This window comes from Paraferrimonas sp. SM1919, assembly GCF_010993985.1.
GTDB lineage: Bacteria > Pseudomonadota > Gammaproteobacteria > Enterobacterales > Shewanellaceae > SM1919.
Genome location: NZ_WINH01000037.1, coordinates 1 through 17,149, shown reverse-complemented (window position 1 = coordinate 17,149; position 17,149 = coordinate 1). Strand labels below are relative to the sequence as shown.

Annotated in this window: 18 protein-coding genes; 4 read left to right on the top strand and 14 right to left on the bottom strand. The window is 41.5% G+C overall.

Annotation, left to right across the window (positions count from 1 at the left end; genetic code table 11):
* Positions 1–74 precede the first annotated feature (74 nt).
* The 8 genes from GFB48_RS16715 to rlmKL form a co-directional block, all read right to left on the bottom strand.
* Entirely contained in the window at positions 75–500 is a 426-nt protein-coding gene (locus GFB48_RS16715; RefSeq protein ID WP_205597755.1) for an Imm44 family immunity protein, read from the bottom strand.
* Positions 501–644: 144 nt separating this feature from the next.
* A complete protein-coding gene (locus tag GFB48_RS16710) occupies positions 645–983 on the bottom strand; it encodes a hypothetical protein (protein WP_163938486.1) in 339 nt (112 codons plus the stop codon).
* A 712-nt stretch (positions 984–1,695) separates the two neighbouring features.
* Positions 1,696–1,917, bottom strand: a complete 222-nt coding sequence (locus tag GFB48_RS16705; RefSeq protein WP_163938482.1) for a hypothetical protein — start codon at positions 1,915–1,917, stop codon at positions 1,696–1,698.
* A 56-nt stretch (positions 1,918–1,973) separates the two neighbouring features.
* Positions 1,974–2,285 carry a hypothetical protein gene (locus tag GFB48_RS16700; RefSeq protein WP_163938480.1) on the bottom strand — a complete coding sequence of 104 codons (312 nt, stop codon included), beginning with the start codon at positions 2,283–2,285 and terminating at the stop codon, positions 1,974–1,976.
* Between the two features lie 118 nt (positions 2,286–2,403).
* Positions 2,404–4,179, bottom strand: a complete 1,776-nt coding sequence (locus GFB48_RS16695; RefSeq protein ID WP_163938477.1) for a DUF3466 family protein — start codon at positions 4,177–4,179, stop codon at positions 2,404–2,406.
* A gap of 9 nt (positions 4,180–4,188) precedes the next feature.
* Positions 4,189–6,102, bottom strand: a complete 1,914-nt coding sequence (locus GFB48_RS16690) for an ABC transporter ATP-binding protein (RefSeq protein WP_163938474.1) — start codon at positions 6,100–6,102, stop codon at positions 4,189–4,191.
* A 2-nt stretch (positions 6,103–6,104) separates the two neighbouring features.
* Complete coding sequence (locus GFB48_RS16685) at positions 6,105–6,332, bottom strand: glutaredoxin family protein (RefSeq protein ID WP_163938471.1); 228 nt, start codon at positions 6,330–6,332, stop codon at positions 6,105–6,107.
* A complete protein-coding gene (gene rlmKL, locus GFB48_RS16680) occupies positions 6,325–8,439 on the bottom strand; it encodes a bifunctional 23S rRNA (guanine(2069)-N(7))-methyltransferase RlmK/23S rRNA (guanine(2445)-N(2))-methyltransferase RlmL (protein WP_163938468.1) in 2,115 nt (704 codons plus the stop codon). Before rlmKL ends, GFB48_RS16685 begins: the two co-directional genes overlap by 8 nt.
* Positions 8,440–8,663: 224 nt before the next feature.
* On the opposite strand from rlmKL, the gene GFB48_RS16675 reads away from it, so the two are divergent.
* Genes GFB48_RS16675 through GFB48_RS16665 form a run of 3 tightly spaced genes read left to right on the top strand, consistent with a single transcriptional unit; the run spans position 8,664 to position 11,750 of the window.
* Positions 8,664–9,878, top strand: a complete 1,215-nt coding sequence (locus tag GFB48_RS16675; protein ID WP_163938465.1) for a pyridoxal phosphate-dependent aminotransferase — start codon at positions 8,664–8,666, stop codon at positions 9,876–9,878.
* A 9-nt stretch (positions 9,879–9,887) separates the two neighbouring features.
* A complete protein-coding gene (yfbR, locus tag GFB48_RS16670) occupies positions 9,888–10,472 on the top strand; it encodes a 5'-deoxynucleotidase (RefSeq protein WP_163938462.1) in 585 nt (194 codons plus the stop codon).
* Positions 10,473–10,475: 3 nt separating this feature from the next.
* Positions 10,476–11,750, top strand: a complete 1,275-nt coding sequence (locus tag GFB48_RS16665; RefSeq protein WP_163938459.1) for an anti-phage deoxyguanosine triphosphatase — start codon at positions 10,476–10,478, stop codon at positions 11,748–11,750.
* 106 nt (positions 11,751–11,856) lie between these two features.
* On the opposite strand, the gene GFB48_RS16660 is transcribed toward GFB48_RS16665, so the two are convergent.
* The 6 genes from GFB48_RS16660 to GFB48_RS16635 form a co-directional block, all read right to left on the bottom strand.
* Positions 11,857–12,288 carry a DUF962 domain-containing protein gene (locus GFB48_RS16660; protein ID WP_163938457.1) on the bottom strand — a complete coding sequence of 144 codons (432 nt, stop codon included), beginning with the start codon at positions 12,286–12,288 and terminating at the stop codon, positions 11,857–11,859.
* Positions 12,289–12,300: 12 nt separating this feature from the next.
* Complete coding sequence (locus GFB48_RS16655) at positions 12,301–12,933, bottom strand: YchE family NAAT transporter (RefSeq protein ID WP_163938455.1); 633 nt, start codon at positions 12,931–12,933, stop codon at positions 12,301–12,303.
* A gap of 132 nt (positions 12,934–13,065) precedes the next feature.
* A complete protein-coding gene (locus GFB48_RS16650) occupies positions 13,066–14,259 on the bottom strand; it encodes a hypothetical protein (protein ID WP_163938452.1) in 1,194 nt (397 codons plus the stop codon).
* Between the two features lie 160 nt (positions 14,260–14,419).
* A complete protein-coding gene (locus tag GFB48_RS16645) occupies positions 14,420–14,842 on the bottom strand; it encodes a DUF1801 domain-containing protein (protein WP_163938450.1) in 423 nt (140 codons plus the stop codon).
* Positions 14,839–15,018 (bottom strand): hypothetical protein, encoded by a 180-nt coding sequence (locus tag GFB48_RS16640; protein ID WP_163938447.1) that lies wholly within the window; start codon positions 15,016–15,018, stop codon positions 14,839–14,841. Before GFB48_RS16640 ends, GFB48_RS16645 begins: the two co-directional genes overlap by 4 nt.
* A gap of 73 nt (positions 15,019–15,091) precedes the next feature.
* Positions 15,092–15,325, bottom strand: a complete 234-nt coding sequence (locus GFB48_RS16635; RefSeq protein ID WP_163938444.1) for a GNAT family N-acetyltransferase — start codon at positions 15,323–15,325, stop codon at positions 15,092–15,094.
* Positions 15,326–16,672: 1,347 nt separating this feature from the next.
* On the opposite strand from GFB48_RS16635, the gene GFB48_RS16630 reads away from it, so the two are divergent.
* Complete coding sequence (locus GFB48_RS16630) at positions 16,673–16,984, top strand: immunity protein Tsi6 family protein (protein WP_163938442.1); 312 nt, start codon at positions 16,673–16,675, stop codon at positions 16,982–16,984.
* Positions 16,985–17,149: the final 165 nt, after the last annotated feature.

The window sequence follows — 17,149 nt, the reverse complement described above, 5'->3', positions numbered from 1 at the left end:
GCAGACTCATCTAGCTTCGGGCTTGTTCAACAATCGGGATAAGGTCGCGGCTGCGCGCGGCCTATCCTTATTTGTTAGGTAACGGATACGCCAAAACAATTTAGGATGTCAGACTCTAGCCGCTGACCGTCAAAACTCTTGTTAGCGCGTTGACTAAGTATACGCACAGATTCGATAATATTACCGATTAGTAGTTTGATCCTTTGTTCGTCACTGCCGTTGCAAAATTCATCATAATCAATGCGCAAACGGAAGTCAGTAGAGTGTGATTTTCTTTTAAAAAGTTTCCGTTCTTTATGCCAACCAGCGGCCTCCATTTCATCGGATAGCTTTACGATTATTGGAATAATGTTTAGCTCCGCCACCTCATTTCCGTAGCTTTCTACCTCAAGAATTGGAGTTAACTTTTCTGTAACGTAGTCGCTAGCAACTTGAAACTTTTTATCGATTTGGTCTTGCGGCTTTGTTCCATCAATTTCACCACTTAAGAAGAATTTCACGACAATTCCTTTTGAGTTACCTAACGCCGCCAACAACGGCAGACTTGTGATTGTGTGTTTTGTGCAACAATGGCGAAGCCATGCACAAAAGGCGCAAGCGCAAGGCTGTCCAGAGAGCGAAGCGAACGATGTTGCTTGGCCTTGTTAGGTGCCTGCTGCTTCGAAACTATAAGGTTCGGTGCCATTTTTAGCCTTGTAATTGTCTATGATAGCTTTTTTATCCACGACCTTGCCTTCGTGAATCTTCGTAATTATTGGAATAAGCCATTCACCTTCAGAAATTATAAAATGCTCTCTCCATAAATCACTTAATGCTTCTTCTACCGTAAATGTTGAACCACTACCGCCGTGACCAAGATCTTCCGCAAATGCTATCGGTCTCGAAACGCTCTCAAAGCATATTGAAATTTCATGAGACCAAATAGGGGCTCCCGATGGCTGAGTACCATTCGATCCTTTTGCTAATGTGTAATATTTCGCCATGATGCCACCTAACAGCTTATTAAGCGGAAGCTCGATAATCTTCCGCACAAAATTTAACTTACAATTACTATGTCACTTTAAATTATTGAAATAAAGTACAATTTATTCTCATTTTGCATAAAAACTCAAAACCATTCCGGACATAGCAGCCAACAGCTATCCGATTAGCGAATCCCGCTCTCGGTAGAGAGCTAAGCGAACCTCTTTTGGGCAAAGTTTTGTTAGAGGTATCGGCTTTGATAACAAACTGTTACTCAGATCACCCCTTCAGTCTGCGCTGAATTTGATTGAGGCATTAGTAGGATTGGGCAGGATGCCCAATAAGGCCGGTTTGAGCCATGGACGGCGAAAAGTTTGTCAGGAACAAACTTTAACAGCTTTAGCTGGCCCGAAGGGTGGAGGACAGGATGTCCGGAATAATCCGCCGTCTGGGTAATGGTGATTGAAAATTCAGATTAAGCAGATTGCGGGGGCAGGAGGGGAGTCCACAAAATTGTCTGGAACAATTTTGAACCTCTTTAGCGGGCCCGGCGGGTGGAAGGCAGGATGCCTGGAATATTGGGGAAAACTGGTTTTCCCTTCTGGGTGCTGTCGGCACCCCGACAAGTCCGTGGATATACAAGAAACGCTAAAAAAATCTCAAATTTTGAAAATAGCATCAACCATATAAACAAAAACAGCCGCGATTGCGGCTGTTTTAAACTAAAGTTTTCTATTCATCTTCGAATTCTAATTCGATATCGGTACAGCCCTTCTGGCATTTCACCCCATAGTTGCTAATGGTCTTTTCACCGGGTACTCGCAAACTCAGTGGGCCAGAACATTCTGGACAAAGGACGGTCTTGCCCCGCCCCAATTGCTTGATTAATCGTTTTTGAGCGTGGAATGATTCGCTCGATTGTTTTTCCAGGGCACTAAAATCAATGTTAGCCATGGTTGCTCCTAAAATGAGTCATAGTAATATGATTAATTATACCCAATTATAAATGACTAATAGTTAATAATATGAATTTTATCAGCAATTTCAGGGTTATCAGCAAACGGCTGAACAGACATACGGGCATTGTATTTAAGTTTATCAAAGCCTACGCGTTGCCAGTTTTTACCATCTTCTCTAAAAAACACTTTGGTATTAGGCCCCACAGCAAATCGACGCTCGACAAAATTATCCGCACCACGTCTACCATCAGTTAATACGATTACGTTTTTTTCTACGCTTTGTAAACGCCCCTTAAACTCATCAGCCAAGGCTGAGAAAGACAAAGTCATGAGCATAAAAACAACACTTATATATTTCATCATTAATCCCTTTAATTAACTGTGCATATTCATTTTTACCCAATTTATGGCTTAGGGGCAAGACACGATAATTCCATATATGAAAAAGCCTGCCAAAAGGCAGGCTTTGATTATTGTTTTGTTATTTACGCCTTCTAAAAAAGACTAAAGGCAATAACGCTATCATCCACCAAGCATTTGCCCCTTTACGCTTAAAAGTTGGGTACTCGGTATTTGCGTCTTGAATGCTACAAGCTTGATCACCAGTTGGACGAAGCACAACCTGACGAGCGATCTGCTGGGTAGTCGGCTGACCACGGCCATTTAGCTCAAATGTTGGATTTCCACTGGCATCGACGACTGGGAAACCATTGGCATCTAGTTGTACTTTAGGTTTGGTAATCAAAGCGGTACCGGTAATGGTGCCATCGTCCTGGATTTTCACCGCCTCTACGACCACAATTTCAGTGTTATAACTTAGTAAGGTACCATTTGAGTCTTCAACTTTTACCTGATGACGTACCCAGTTCCCCTGGTTGTCTTTTTCAAAACCTTTGGACTCACAGGTCAAAAGATCATTTAAGTTGTGAAACTTTTTATTATCTATTTCATAGTAAAAAGCATTCTTACGTCTATCTTTTTGCTTCTCCTGATCGATATCAATATTACCCACCACGACATTATTATTATTAATGCTACGTGGATTACTCGATAAATCTGAACGTGAAGCAAAGAAATCTAAAGGCTCAACAGTGCCTTCTGTTGGGTTATTAATATTAAAATAGAAAAATTTATTTCTTAAATAACCTGAAATATAACTTTGATAATTACCGACTAAAATACCATTGTTATTAATGGCGTTGGCGATAGATTGGCGTTTGTCATCTGAAAATGGAATGGTTTGTACATCACCCGCCCGGTCCCAATACACCGCATCGAGATATAAATTATTGTTGGCTCGACGAACATAGGAACGTCCAACAGTCTCACCATAATCATTAACCCCTAAAGCTTGCGAGGTATAGTTAAAGGTATCCCCCTCTGCAATTTGAAACGGGTAAGGTAACTGCTTAGCTACCACGCCACTAGAGGTTAACTGCCATTGGTAAGCACGATTTTGATAATTAACCTTAACTTGACCGCTTAGATCTGGCAATTGCTTAGACTGAATACAAATATCCGTAGGCGCAGTTTCACTATTACCATTAATACAAGCATCGATCTCAGCTTTTGAACCTGTGGTTAAATCAATCGATGCGGACCCCACAATAAGGTTATTCTCATTAATGTCAGCAGCAATAGAATAGCCACCAACAACCGCACCATTATACTCAGTAAAAGGAGGAGTTAATTCTCTTATATCACTGTTACGCTTAGAAAACCCACGAGTTTCATAATCACGGTAATACCATTTTGAATCATCATTTGAGTCTGGTTTATCCAGGGTTTTCATCACTGCACTGGTGGTGCCAACTTTAAAGCCATTATCATTGATGCCAAAAAAAACGGTATCAGTGGTATTTTTGTTTTCTGTTTGCTCGGGGTGGGTTGCGTCTAGGATCGGCTCAAAGGTTATTTCCCAGTTAGTATTCTCAGTGGCATTAAAAGTAAAGTTATTACCGATAAATGGCTTATCAACGGTATTTGCCACTGTTTCTTTAGCATCAATTCCATTGGCAGGATTGTTTATACCCGCTTCAGAACTGGAAACAACAAGATTACGACCTTTGGCAACGCCAACGACTTCACCATTAGCGTTCACATCCATGGCATAATTGTTGCGAGTGCCATTAAGGGTCGGTAAGTCATAGTCCTTGATAGACACAATTTCATAAACGGGTGCAGCCTGAACTTGTCCCCAGGTTGATGCGATGCCAAAAGCAATGGCTGACAAACGACCAAACTTCTTTACTGTCATTATTAAATCCTAATTATTAGCGGCTTGTTGCAGCTCTTCTAATTCTTCCCAACGAGTAAACAAGGTCTCTAGCTGAGCCTCGCTGTCACTCAATTTGGCTAATGTATCATTTACATACTGCTGATCATGTTCAAAAAAATCAGCTTCTCCAATCAAAGCTTGAAGAGACTCTATTTGCTCTTCTAACTGTTCCATTTGTTCTGGCAGTGCTTCTAATTCACGCTGCAATTTGTAAGACAGTTTTTTTGCCTTTGGCTTGGCCTGTTCGGTTTTCACTGGAGACGAGGTTTCGACCTGCTTAGTCTCATTTAGTTCCGTCTTATAAAATTTAGCGCCCTGTGAAACCGCATCTTGATAGCCACCAACATATTCATGCCAATTACCATCACCCGCATACCACCAGCTACTCGTTACCGTATTATCAATAAATGCCCTATCGTGACTCACCAATAATAATGTACCCGGAAATTCTGCGAGTAACGATTCAAGCAGTTCTAGGGTTTCAATGTCAAGATCATTAGTAGGCTCATCTAAAATAATTAGGTTTGCTGGGCGTAAAAATAACCTTGCCAGTAATAATCTGTTCTTTTCTCCACCAGATAATGCCTTAACCGGGGTACGGGCACGTTCAGGTGAAAATAAGAAATCCTGCAAATAACTTAAAATATGGCGGTCTTTACCATTGATGGTAATTTGCTGCTTGCCTTCGCCGACGTTATCTTGCACTGTTTTTTCTGGATCTAGGGTTTCACGGTACTGATCAAAATAAGCCACTTCAATATTGGTGCCGGTTTTAATCTTGCCTGAACTTGGCTGTAACTGTTCAAGTAACAACTTAATTAGAGTTGACTTACCACAGCCGTTAGGGCCAATAAGGGCAATACGCTCGCCACGCATTACACTTGTAGAAAAGTGATTAACGATTATTTGACCTTCAAAATCAAAATTAAGATCCGTCACATCAAATACTAATTTACCCGAACGCGAGCTTTCATTTACCGCCATTTTGGCTTGGCCTTGGCGATTAACGCGCTCTTTGCGCTCTTGGCGTAATGCTTTTAAGGCACGTACTCGACCTTCATTACGGGTACGGCGAGCTTTAATCCCCTGACGGATCCAGACTTCTTCTTCGGCTAAGCGTTTATCAAATAGGGCATTTTGCTCTTCTTCAACCCTTAACCATTCAGCTTTACCTTCGAGGTAACTCTGATAATTACCCGGCCAATTGGTCATTACGCCACGGTCAAGATCAACAATTCGATTAGCGATACGCTCAATAAAACCACGGTCGTGACTGATAAAAATAATGGCACCGGCAAAGTTTTGTAAAAACTGCTCTAGCCACTCGATGGTATCAATGTCTAGGTGGTTGGTCGGCTCATCAAGTAGCAGCACATCTGGTTCGCTTACCAAGGCTTTGGCTAAAGCCACCTTTCTCAGCCAACCACCACTCAATTCAGTGAGCAGCGCATCTGGGTCCAACTTTAAGCGCTTACAGATGGCTTGAATGCGGGAGTCTATCGACCAACCATCTAAGGTTTCAATTTGCTCTTGTAATCGGGTCAACTTATTCAGCTGCTGCTCACTAGAATTGGTACCGATACTAAGGCTTAAGCTTTGATAATCGGATAAAAGCTGACCGATATTTTCAAGACCTGCAGCAATATATTGATAAACACTAGACTGTTCTGATTGAGGCGGGTCTTGCTGTAAGCGGCTGACTGTAATACCAGAATCAATGTTTAATACGCCATCATCAAGTTGAATTTGGCCATCAATCACCTTCATTAAACTTGATTTTCCTGCACCATTACGACCAACAATACACACCCTTTCTTTAGCTTCGATACTAAAGTCTACATTTTTTAGAAGTGGGGTATGGCCAAACGCCAAAGAGCCATTATTAATTCGACACAAGCTCAAGGTTACTGCTCCAGAAATTGTTGTAATTGTTGTAAATCAAAGGGCCAAAATAATTCTTTATCCCCGGCTTGGTTAGCAAATACCGGAATACAAATCCCATACTTATCTACCAGCGCTTGCTCATCACAGATGTCTTTTAAACGATATTGCACATTTACCTTGGATAGGTGTGATTGGGCAATTTCGCACAGGTGACAACCATCCGTGTGATACAAAACCCAATCACTCATTGCGTAAAGACCAGCAGTTATGTATGTGAGGGTTACGTTTATAATCCAGCGGTAAAGTCTTATCACTTAATGCCTCAACCACAATACCCGCCTTATTTAATGTTTCAATATCCATTTTAAACTTACGTTTATTATTAGAAAACACGATTTCACCACCGGGATTCAGCGCGTTTGCAAGCTGAGTCAGTAAGTTAACATGATCCTCTTGAACATCAAACACACCATCCATGCGCTTTGAATTAGAAAAGGTAGGTGGATCAATAAAGATTAAATCGAATTTTTCCTGATTGTTTTTGATCCAAGCTAACACATCGGCCTGCACAAATTTGTGTGCTTTATTAGCGATATTATTCAGATTGAAGTTATCTTCGGCCCAATTTAAATAGGTGCGTGACATATCAACGGTAGTCACTGATGTTGCCCCACCTAATGCCATATGAACCGAAGCACTGCCCGTATAGGCAAAAAGATTTAAGGCTTTTTTACCCTTGGCTTTTTGGCCAAGCATGTGGCGCGTTAAGCGGTGATCTAAAAATAGTCCAGTATCTAGATATTCGGTCAAATTGACTTTAAATTTTGCCCCAAATTCTGTGACATTTAAAATCACTGATTCTTGCTCATGGCGCTCATATTGTTCAGCACCTTTTTGCTTTTTCCGGACTTTTGCAAAAATCTTATTAGCATCGATACCGGTGGCAAAAGGCAAAGCTAAAATCACTTCATTGAAGCGTTTTCTGGCGGTGTGTTCTGGAATTTTAGCGGGTGCGGCGTATTCCTGTACCACCAGATAGCCCTGATAATAATCTACCGCCACGTTATATTCAGGTATGTCGGCATCATATATACGGTAACAATCGGTAGGTAGCTTTTTAGCCCACTTTTCTATTTGCTTTCGATTTTTTTTAATTCGATTAACAAATGCTGGAGCCACCTGTTCTAGATTGACCACAGCTTGAGTGTCTGTTTGCGCATGAATACGGTAATTATTGAATGAACACTCTAACGGACCATTAAACAGGCTAATGGTTTTATCGTATTTCAGCTTCATTGCCGACAACAACTCTGCTTCACTAGAAAGCAGCGACATACGCCAGCCACCAAGCTGTTGTTTACAACGCTGACCAAATTGAAAATACAGTTGTAACAGGGAATTAAAAGACCCCAAGCGCTCACCAAATGGTGGGTTTGACAGCAGCATACCAGGCTGCTCAGAGGTGACTTCAAACGCTAAGGCATCTTGGACTTTAAATTCAATAAGGTCCTGTACGCCTGCATTTTCGGCGTTACTTTTAGCGGCTTCAATAACACGCTCGTTAACGTCAGAGCCATAGAAACGATACTGACAACTGGCAACACCGGCTTCTGCTCGCTCAATAGCCTGATCAATGGTTTGTTGCCATAATTGGGCATTGTGGCCACGCCAATGTTCAAAGCCGACATGCTCACGACCTAAACCAGGAGCGACATCAGCGGCCCACATTGCCGCTTCAATCAAAATGGTGCCCGAACCACAAAATGGGTCGATGATATCTGATTTTTGTTTTGCCCATCCACTTCTGGCAAGCATGGCACAGGCAAGCGTTTCTTTCAGTGGGGCTTCCCCGGTTCCGCTACGGTATCCCCTTTGGTGCATTGGACCACCTGAGAAGTTAATTCCTATAGACACATTATCCTTGCGTACTCGTGCCCACAAACGAATATCAGCATTATCACGACTAACATCAGGTCTTTTATAGCCATCATCACGAAATCGATCAACGATGGCATCTTTTAGTTTTAAGGCACCAAACTGGGTGTTATTAATGAAGTTATTAGAACCATTAAATTCAACCACAAAAGAGCTTTTTTCACTGAATAAACTTGGCCAATCTACCCAGTAACAGGCTTGATAAAAGGCTTCGATGTCTTCTGCTTTGCCTTGGTAAAGTACCAGCAATAAGCGTGAGGCTAAACGCGACCACATTTGTACCTTGTAGGCGATCTCGAGATCGGCCTTGAAATAGACCCCACCTTGATTTTCTTTGATTTCACTGGCACCAATTTCGGCCAGTTCTTGTGAAAGTGGATGTTCAAAACCACGGGCAGTTGCAGCAAAAAAAGTAAACATATTTATGATTTTCTGATCAGGATAACCATCTGATTATACCTGTTAATAGCAATAAGGGGTAACTTTAATAGGCCAACAGATCACGCTTTTGGGTCAGCTGATTAAAGCTTAGGCAGCCGACTAAGCACTTGAGTTTTTTAGAAGTTTAATGGTCAGCAGCTATGCAGCAGCTAAAATATTAGCTATCTTGAACTAAAGTTCCTACCAAGACTGCAATTAAGGTTATGAATCCAATATTTAAGTCAACCAAATTAGACTCGGTTTGTTATGAAATTCGTGGCCCGGTAGCCAAGGAAGCTAAACGCCTTGAAGATGAAGGCAATAACATATTAAAACTCAACATTGGCAACCCGGCGCCGTTTGGCTTTGATGCGCCAGAAGAAATTGTGAGAGATGTCATTGCCAACCTGCCCCATTCCCAAGGATATAACGATTCCAAAGGTTTATTTTCTGCCCGTAAAGCCATTGCCCAGCATTATCAGGCTCAAGGTATGCTCAATATCGATATTGACAATATTTTCATCGGTAATGGTGTCTCAGAATTAATTGTCATGGCCATGCAGGGGTTGCTTAACAACGGCGATGAAATGTTGATACCAGCCCCCGACTATCCGCTATGGACTGCCGCTACCCATTTATCCGGTGGTAAAGCGGTGCATTATATCTGTGATGAACAAAACGATTGGTTGCCTGATATTAAAGATATAAAAACTAAGATCACTCCCAGAACTCGCGGCATTCTACTCATCAATCCTAACAATCCGACCGGAGCAGTGTATCCTGAGGCCCTTATTCTTGAGGTTATCGAGCTGTGTCGACAGCATAATCTAATTCTATTTAGTGATGAAATTTACGACAAAATTTTATATGACCAGGCCAAACATATTCCCAGTGCCAGTCTTAGCGACGATATCTTAACGGTAACTTTTAATGGTTTATCAAAAGCTTATCGAGTTGCAGGTTTTCGTGTCGGCTGGATGATGCTTAGTGGTAATCTTAATATTGCCAAAGATTACATCAGTGGTTTGGATATGCTCGCTTCCATGCGGCTTTGTGCCAATGTACCTTGCCAACACGCTGTCCAGACTGCCCTAGGTGGTTATCAAAGTATCAATGAACTTATTTTACCTGAGGGGCGTTTGACTCGACAAAGAGACGTTATGGTTGATGCATTAAACAGTATTGATGGGGTTTCCTGCACCACCCCCAAAGGTGCGATGTATGCGTTCCCTAAATTGGATGTGAAAAAGTTCAACCTAATTGATGATGAAAAATTAGTGTTGGATTTATTACGTCAAGAAAAAATCTTAATAGTACATGGACGTGGGTTTAATTGGCCGCAACCAGATCATGTTCGATTGGTTTTCTTGCCCCATGTCGAAGACATCACCAAAGCACTGGGGAAATTTGAACATTTTCTCAATAATTACCGACAATAAAGGAGTTTTATGAGCCACCTTTTTGCCCAACTCGCTAGGATGAAATTAATTAATCGTTGGCCATTAATGCACAATGTTCACAGTGAGAATATTCAGGAACACTCATTACAAGTAGCAATGGTCGCCCACGGCTTAGCGTTAATCGCTAATGAGCATTATCAAGGCAATTATGATCCCTATAAAATGGCTACTTTAGCCCTCTTTCATGATGCCTCAGAAATCATTACCGGTGACTTACCCACCCCAGTGAAGTACTTCAATGCTGAAATCACGGCTGAATATAAAAAAATTGAAGCCATTGCTGAGCAAAGGTTAATCTCTATGGCACCAATTGAGTTACAGCCACATTATGAAAAGCTCATTAATTCAAGCCTCTGGGGGGATGATGAAAAGTTGTTATTAAAAAGTGCGGATACGATTTGTGCCTATATTAAGTGCTTAGAAGAAATCCAATTTGGCAACCATGAATTCATTACCGCGAAAAATAATTTACAAAAAGCATTAGATCAGAACCCTCTGAGCTGTGTGCAATACTTTAGAGAAACATACTTAAACAGCTTTTCACTGACCCTTGACGAACTCAATGAAGGATAAACTATGACCCTAGATCCCTTATGGCAACAAAGAGCAAGTGACCGACAATGCCCTAGGCCTAATGATCATAGGAATCCATTTCAGCGGGATAAAGCTCGAATTTTACACAGTGCGGCTTTTCGGCGGTTACAAGCTAAAACCCAAGTGATTGGAACCGGCATTGACGATTTTTATCGTACACGTTTAACCCACTCCATCGAGGCTGCACAAATTGGTACTGGTATTGTGCATCAATTAATAAACAGTGCTTCTGCAAAAGCCGCCGTTTTACCAAGTATCGAGTTAATCGAAGCCATTTGTTTAGCCCATGATATTGGCCACCCACCTTTCGGCCACGGTGGTGAACAGGCTTTAGATCAAATGATGTTGCAACATGGTGGCTTTGAGGGAAATGGCCAAACCTTTAGAATTTTAACCAAACTTGAACCTTACACCCAACATAATGGCATGGATTTAAGCAGAAGAACCCTACTCGGGCTGATTAAATACCCTAATCGCCAAAGTATCCTAAAACAAGACACTTCTTTGCCAAATTCAGTCGCGGTTAAAGCCATTTATGATGATGATTTAGAATTGTTTAATTGGGTATTAGCCCCTTTATCTGAAGCCGATAAAAGTCTATTTATGACTTACCAGCAAAGTCCGACTCGCAGCTACCCTCATCTAAAAACACGTTTTTGTTCTTTAGATTGTTCCATTATGGAACTGAGTGATGATATTGCTTATGGCGTTCATGACTTAGAAGATGCCATTGTAACTCAGATGGTTACCAGTGAAGATTTCCATGAAGAAGTGATCACCCCCATAATCGAATTGGGCAACAAGCAACTTAATACCATGGTTCAATCACTTACCCAGACACTATTTAGTCATAAACCTTATATCAGAAAAGATGCTATTGGTATGCTCGTAAACAGTTTTATCACTAATATCTCCCTTAAACAAAGACAACAAGAGTTCGAATCTCCGTTACTGAAATATTTTGCTTGTTTAGATAACGAACACCAATGTCTCCTAAATTTACTGAAAAAATTTATTTTCAAACGTGTCATTCAATCGAGTTCGGTTCAACAAATGGAATTCAAAGGGCAAAGGATCATTCGCAAACTGTTTGAAGCCTTCGCAACCGATCCCGAAAGACTGCTGCCCACTGAACTGGCGGAACATTGGCAAATGCATCAGCAAAACAATAATAATCCACATAGGATTATTTGTGATTATATTGCTTCGATGACTGATATTAGCGCACAAAAAATGTATAAAAAGTTATATGGGTAGAATATTAACTGCATTAACAACACATAATAAAAAAGCGCCATAAAAACTGAGCACCAATGCGTTGGATACCCGTTTACAGGCGCTTTTTTATCAGTGAAGTCTCGATTTAGTAATCTATTTTAAATTTTCTGAAAAGATGGCCAAGGATCCACAAGGGACCAATCAACAAAAACTGTAAATCCTCAAAGAAAGACGGTTTTTTGCCTTCTATGTTGTGTCCAATAAACTGGCCAATCCAAGCTAAAATAAACACCACGATAGAGCCATAAAGTAATGTTTCTGCATGAAGCATATTAAATATATAAATTGTAGGTAACAATAATAACAACATCGCGGTCATCAAGGTTAACGACAATCTTGCATAGAAGACACTAATGATGGCAATAAATGCCATGGTCAACCAAGGGCTTAAAACCCAGATCATAGCTAATAATGTCACCGTAATAATCGGCACACACCAAAAATGAATAACCTTATTGGTAGGGTTTTGATGTGAAACGCCATATTCATCAAACCATTGCTGTATCGACTTACTCATAAACACTCCTTGTTAGCTCAAGATTTGTGGAAATAGCCCTTTTAAACCTGCCGCCATCACTTCAATGGCAATAGCCAACATAATTAGGCCCATAATCCTAGTGATCACATTAATCCCGGTTTTACCTAATACTTTATAGATAATTGGGGCCAAACGAAAAATCATCCAACTGCAAAGACCAAAAGCAATAATCGCCAACGACATACCTAAAGTATCTTGCCAACTATCATATTGCGCCGCATAAACTACTACAGAACTTATTGCCCCAGGACCAGCCATCAAAGGCAAGGCTAAAGGCACCACCGCCACAGAGTCTTTAGCAGCGAATTCTCTATCTTCTTCTTTGTTACTTTTAACCTCACCTAATTTACCTTGCAACATCGACAAGGCAATGATGGCGATCAAAATCCCCCCTGCAATTCTGAAAGCGGGGATCGAAACATTAAACACTTCTAAGATAGCTTGGCCAGCAATCAAAGAAATGATCAAAATGATGATCACCGCAAAATTAGCGACATCACCAGTGTGATTACGCTGCTCTGACGTTTGATCACTTGTCAGACCAACGAACACAGGTAATAGCCCAACGGGATTGATGATGGCTACTAAGGCGAAAAAGAATTTAAGGTAAAATGCGAAGTCCAAAGTCCACACCCAAAAATATAAACAATAAAATGATTGTAAGAAGTTTTTTTGAATTTAGCGAATGATTTTAAAACATTGAATATTAAGTATTGCCACCACACACTGTGCAGTGGCAATTTTTCAGGGTTTGGACTACTTCCCTTTAGTTTGTGCTTTTGCTTGGAAAGGAATGGGCCACATAAAATCGAGCGGCACAAAACCATCACCCAAATATAAATTTTTCGGACTATCACCGGTAGTGGTGCCGTAGTATTGTGGGGTAAGCTTGCCCTTAGGCACGCTAAATGGGAAAAACTCGCCCGTTTTAGGGTTAATAGCAGCGGTCGCATGGCAACTGTGACAGGAAGAGTTGAAACTCGTCCAATAGCTCGGCTGGGCAGTATTGGGGCTACCGGCAAAGTCTTCCATATCGGTGTGACCTAGAATAACCGGGGTTTTACCATCGGCATCTTCGGTAAAACGAATTTGGGTACCATTCGGGGTATAAGCTTCAAATCCGACATTCGCTACCCCAGCTTGTTTGAGTATTTTATTAATATCTCGCTCAGTTAACGGTGCGTTTTGGGTAATAAACTCATCACGGACATGGCTCACCCCTGGGTTATTGGTAAATTCAAAGGTGGTCCAGAACCAGCTAGGATCTTCGCTGTAAAATAAGTTATTCACATCGGTCAGTTTCCGCATTTTCACCATAATATGAATGCCACGGAACCAATACTCTCCAGATGCAAAGTTAAAGGTGATTGCCCCTTTAGGTGCGCCCATATCAGGCACCTTTAACCAAGAAGCCTTTAGCTCTATGGTGCCGATGGGCATATCCACTTTGTTCCCCGCGTTAACATAGGCTAAAAAGCCCTCTTTGGTGTTAAGTTTGGCGGTTTGGGTAAGGTAATCATAACTAATATAATTACGAGTCACCTCTTCATTAGCACCATCGGGCTCGGATAACGACACACCGCCCGCCAACAGCTTTTTATCTGTCACAGGCTGCATATCAGCGCGGTTTACTTGGGTGTATTTAAAGGTAGGGTTGGCAGTGAAGGTGTCAGCATCCGTTGCCCAGGCCATCCACTGTGGCACTTTATTGCTACCAGAGACCCCTTGGCGATCATCAATCAGTTGATTAATACGGGCAAACAACATCCAAGCCACTTTTTGGCGATCTTTTAAACTGCCATCAAAAGCCATATCGGCGCAATCAGCGGCAAATTGTTGATCGGATTTTTCTATCCAGTTTTTTTGGCATGTTGACTGAGCCTTACTAGCATAGGCAGGGCTTAGTATTAATAACAAACTCAAACACACTATTGGGAGTAATTTATTCATGGTTATTCCTTTCATTGCTGTAAACATCTTGAAAAAGTGTTCAGGGAGCAACAAAAGCCTTAACCTTCAATACTGGCAACTACGGCTTAGTTTAGGAAGTCCTTTTGTACATCAGTTCCTTGAATCTTCAACATAGCACAGATAACCAATAAGGGTGATTTTATATTTTACATGGATAACGCTGCTGCATATCTGCAACCGCTGCTTCAATCAAGCTTTGCAATACGGTTAAATCAACATCAGCCAATTTATTGATATAAAGACAAGATTTCGCGTGCTTATACTTGCCAAGGTTACTCAGTAACTCTTCAAAGGGGACGAACCCTTGCATAATATATAGGGTTAAATTTTGCTTTCGGGCAGAAAAACCTGTCATCAGCCACTCATTGGTCCCCATAGTATTGGTGTACTGATAGGAGCCAAAACCTACCATGCTGTTACCCCACATCACCGCCTGTGCGCCAGTTACTTTGGTAAAAAGCGCCAGCAGTTGCGCGGCATCTTGACGTTTAGATTCTGGGCTTATACTTGCAATATAGCCATCAACACTAAGCTGGTTTGGGCGGGTTTTCAGTTTACTCATAAAGATTCATTATCCCTTGAATATTTTACACTGATCAGCGCTCCAGCAACCGCTGATAACGGTAATGAGTAGATAAAACTGGGTACTAACCAGCTGATGGCGGTGTCATATAAAAAATGCCACTGTAACTCACCCTCCTGCCAGAAAATGCCCCCTGGATTTTCAACTAACTCCATTATGCACACCACTATAGTTAAACTTACCGAAAAGCTACAAGCGAACACCAAGGTATAAACGAACGTACTAAAACTAAAAAAATTTTTGAACATAATGACAATCCGCACTGATCAGTAATTGTTGTGCTTTAGCCCAAGCCAACCCTGCATCAACCAATTGCTTTGCCACACCCTGCCCTCGTAAACTTTCAGGAACATAGGTACGGGTAAAATTCACCTTGTTGTCTTCAAGCTTATATTGCAACACCGCCTCATCAGCGCCGTTACCTATACTGAACTTACACTGTTCTACATTATGGTTAATCATAATAAATCTCCTTATTTGTTTTTAGTATGGCGGGTTAAATGAATTGTTTAAAGTGAATATCTTCTATTTTTTGTAAATCAATTCTGGCTTGTTTTAAGCTGCGCTTAGCTGTTCTAGTATATCCGCAGACTTGTCGGGGTGCCGATACCCACCTCGTTATAAACTACACTTGGCTGTTCTAGCGTCTCCACGGACTTGTCGGGGTGCCGACAGCACCCAGAGGGGAAAACCAGTTTTCCCCAATATTCCAGGCATCCTGCCTTCCACCCGCCGGGCCCGCTAAAGAGGTTCAAAATTGTTCCAGACAATTTTGTGGACTCCCCTCCTGCCCCCGCAATCTGCTTCTCCTTAATTTTCTATCGTCATTACGCAGACGGCGGATTATTCCGGGCATCCTGCCCTCCACCCTGCGGGCCAGCTAAAGCTGTTAAAGTTTGTTCCAGACAAACTTTTCGGCGTCCTGCCTCAAACAGTTCTTTCTAGGCATCCATGCCTAGAGCTCTATTAACTCAATCAAATTCAGCGCAGACTGAAGGGGTAAATTTGAGTAACGGGTCGTTATCAACGCCGATACCTCCAACAAGCTTTTGCCCCATTGTGAGTTACGAGAACCGAGTGACGAGAGCGGGCTTCGCCCTTCGAGGGATGAGTTATAAGCACGACGAATAATGCAAATTAACTATTGCTAACAGGTGAACATTTATACAGTTATAACTGTTCACTTGATTAATTGGTGACAAACAGAGCCAAAATTGGCTGTTTGAAGGCTCGATAATCTTCCAAAATTTAACTAAGTTATTGATTAACTTCAAAGTAGCCAAGGGATGTAGGGAAACCCTACATCCACGGTCTCGTTTTTGCCGAGCATGATTTTCAGTTTTTCTTATCTTGGTGAGAAATTTGTACTTTATTTCAACAGCTTAAAATGACATATTATTTGTAAGTTAAATTTTGCGCGGAAGATTATCGAGCTTCCGCTTAATAAGCTGTTAGGTGCCCAAGTTAGTCATGAGAACGGAAACTAAAACTCAAGAATGGTTCTTGCGTGATCCGAGAACCAGGAAATGGATAAGGCAGTGCGCAGCTTGCGGCCAGTACGGTAGAGATCCAGAAACTCCGAATAATATTCCAAAAGCTAATTTTGAGAATATGTTCCCAGTAATGGAGCTAGATGATCGTGGGCTATGTCAATTTTGCGCCCCTAGATTTAAGTAATGTGCAGCATTCTGCACCTAACAAGGCCAGCCAAGCAGACCTCCGTAAGCTGTCTTCTTTTTTGCAAAAAAACGCAAAAAAGCAGCCACCTCACTCCGGCAGTTGCTGGCGGCGTTATGAGTCTCCAAGGAAATGAGTCAAGAAAAGATAAAAGTGGAAATTTGTCAGCATGCTTTAGAAGTATGTAACAACAATCGCAATGTAATGCTTCCCCAAATATTTGAGTCTATTGAAAACCAATTGAACTGGTTGATTGCGTACTTCAAAGGTGAATCCTGCGATAGACAAAAGTTGTTTGAATTAACCTTTGGACATTTTGCTGCTCGTGAAATTGACCCTAGAGAAAAAGAAGTTGTTGAAGCACTGAATAGAGCTTTTTATGTTGCCGAAAGGACTCGGCAAGGACTTAAATTGGATTTAAACGTTTTGAGAATAGACTCATAACAAGCCATTACAGTAACGGGACTGCTAACAGCTTGCTCGGTTCCGCTTCGCTTCACAATTTTAGCAAGCTATTATCAGCCCCTGAATGGGGCGTTGGTATGACTCCCCTTGTCAATAAAAAGATCTCTTTCTTCTCCAACACTAATTAGATTTCAGCCTCTATTA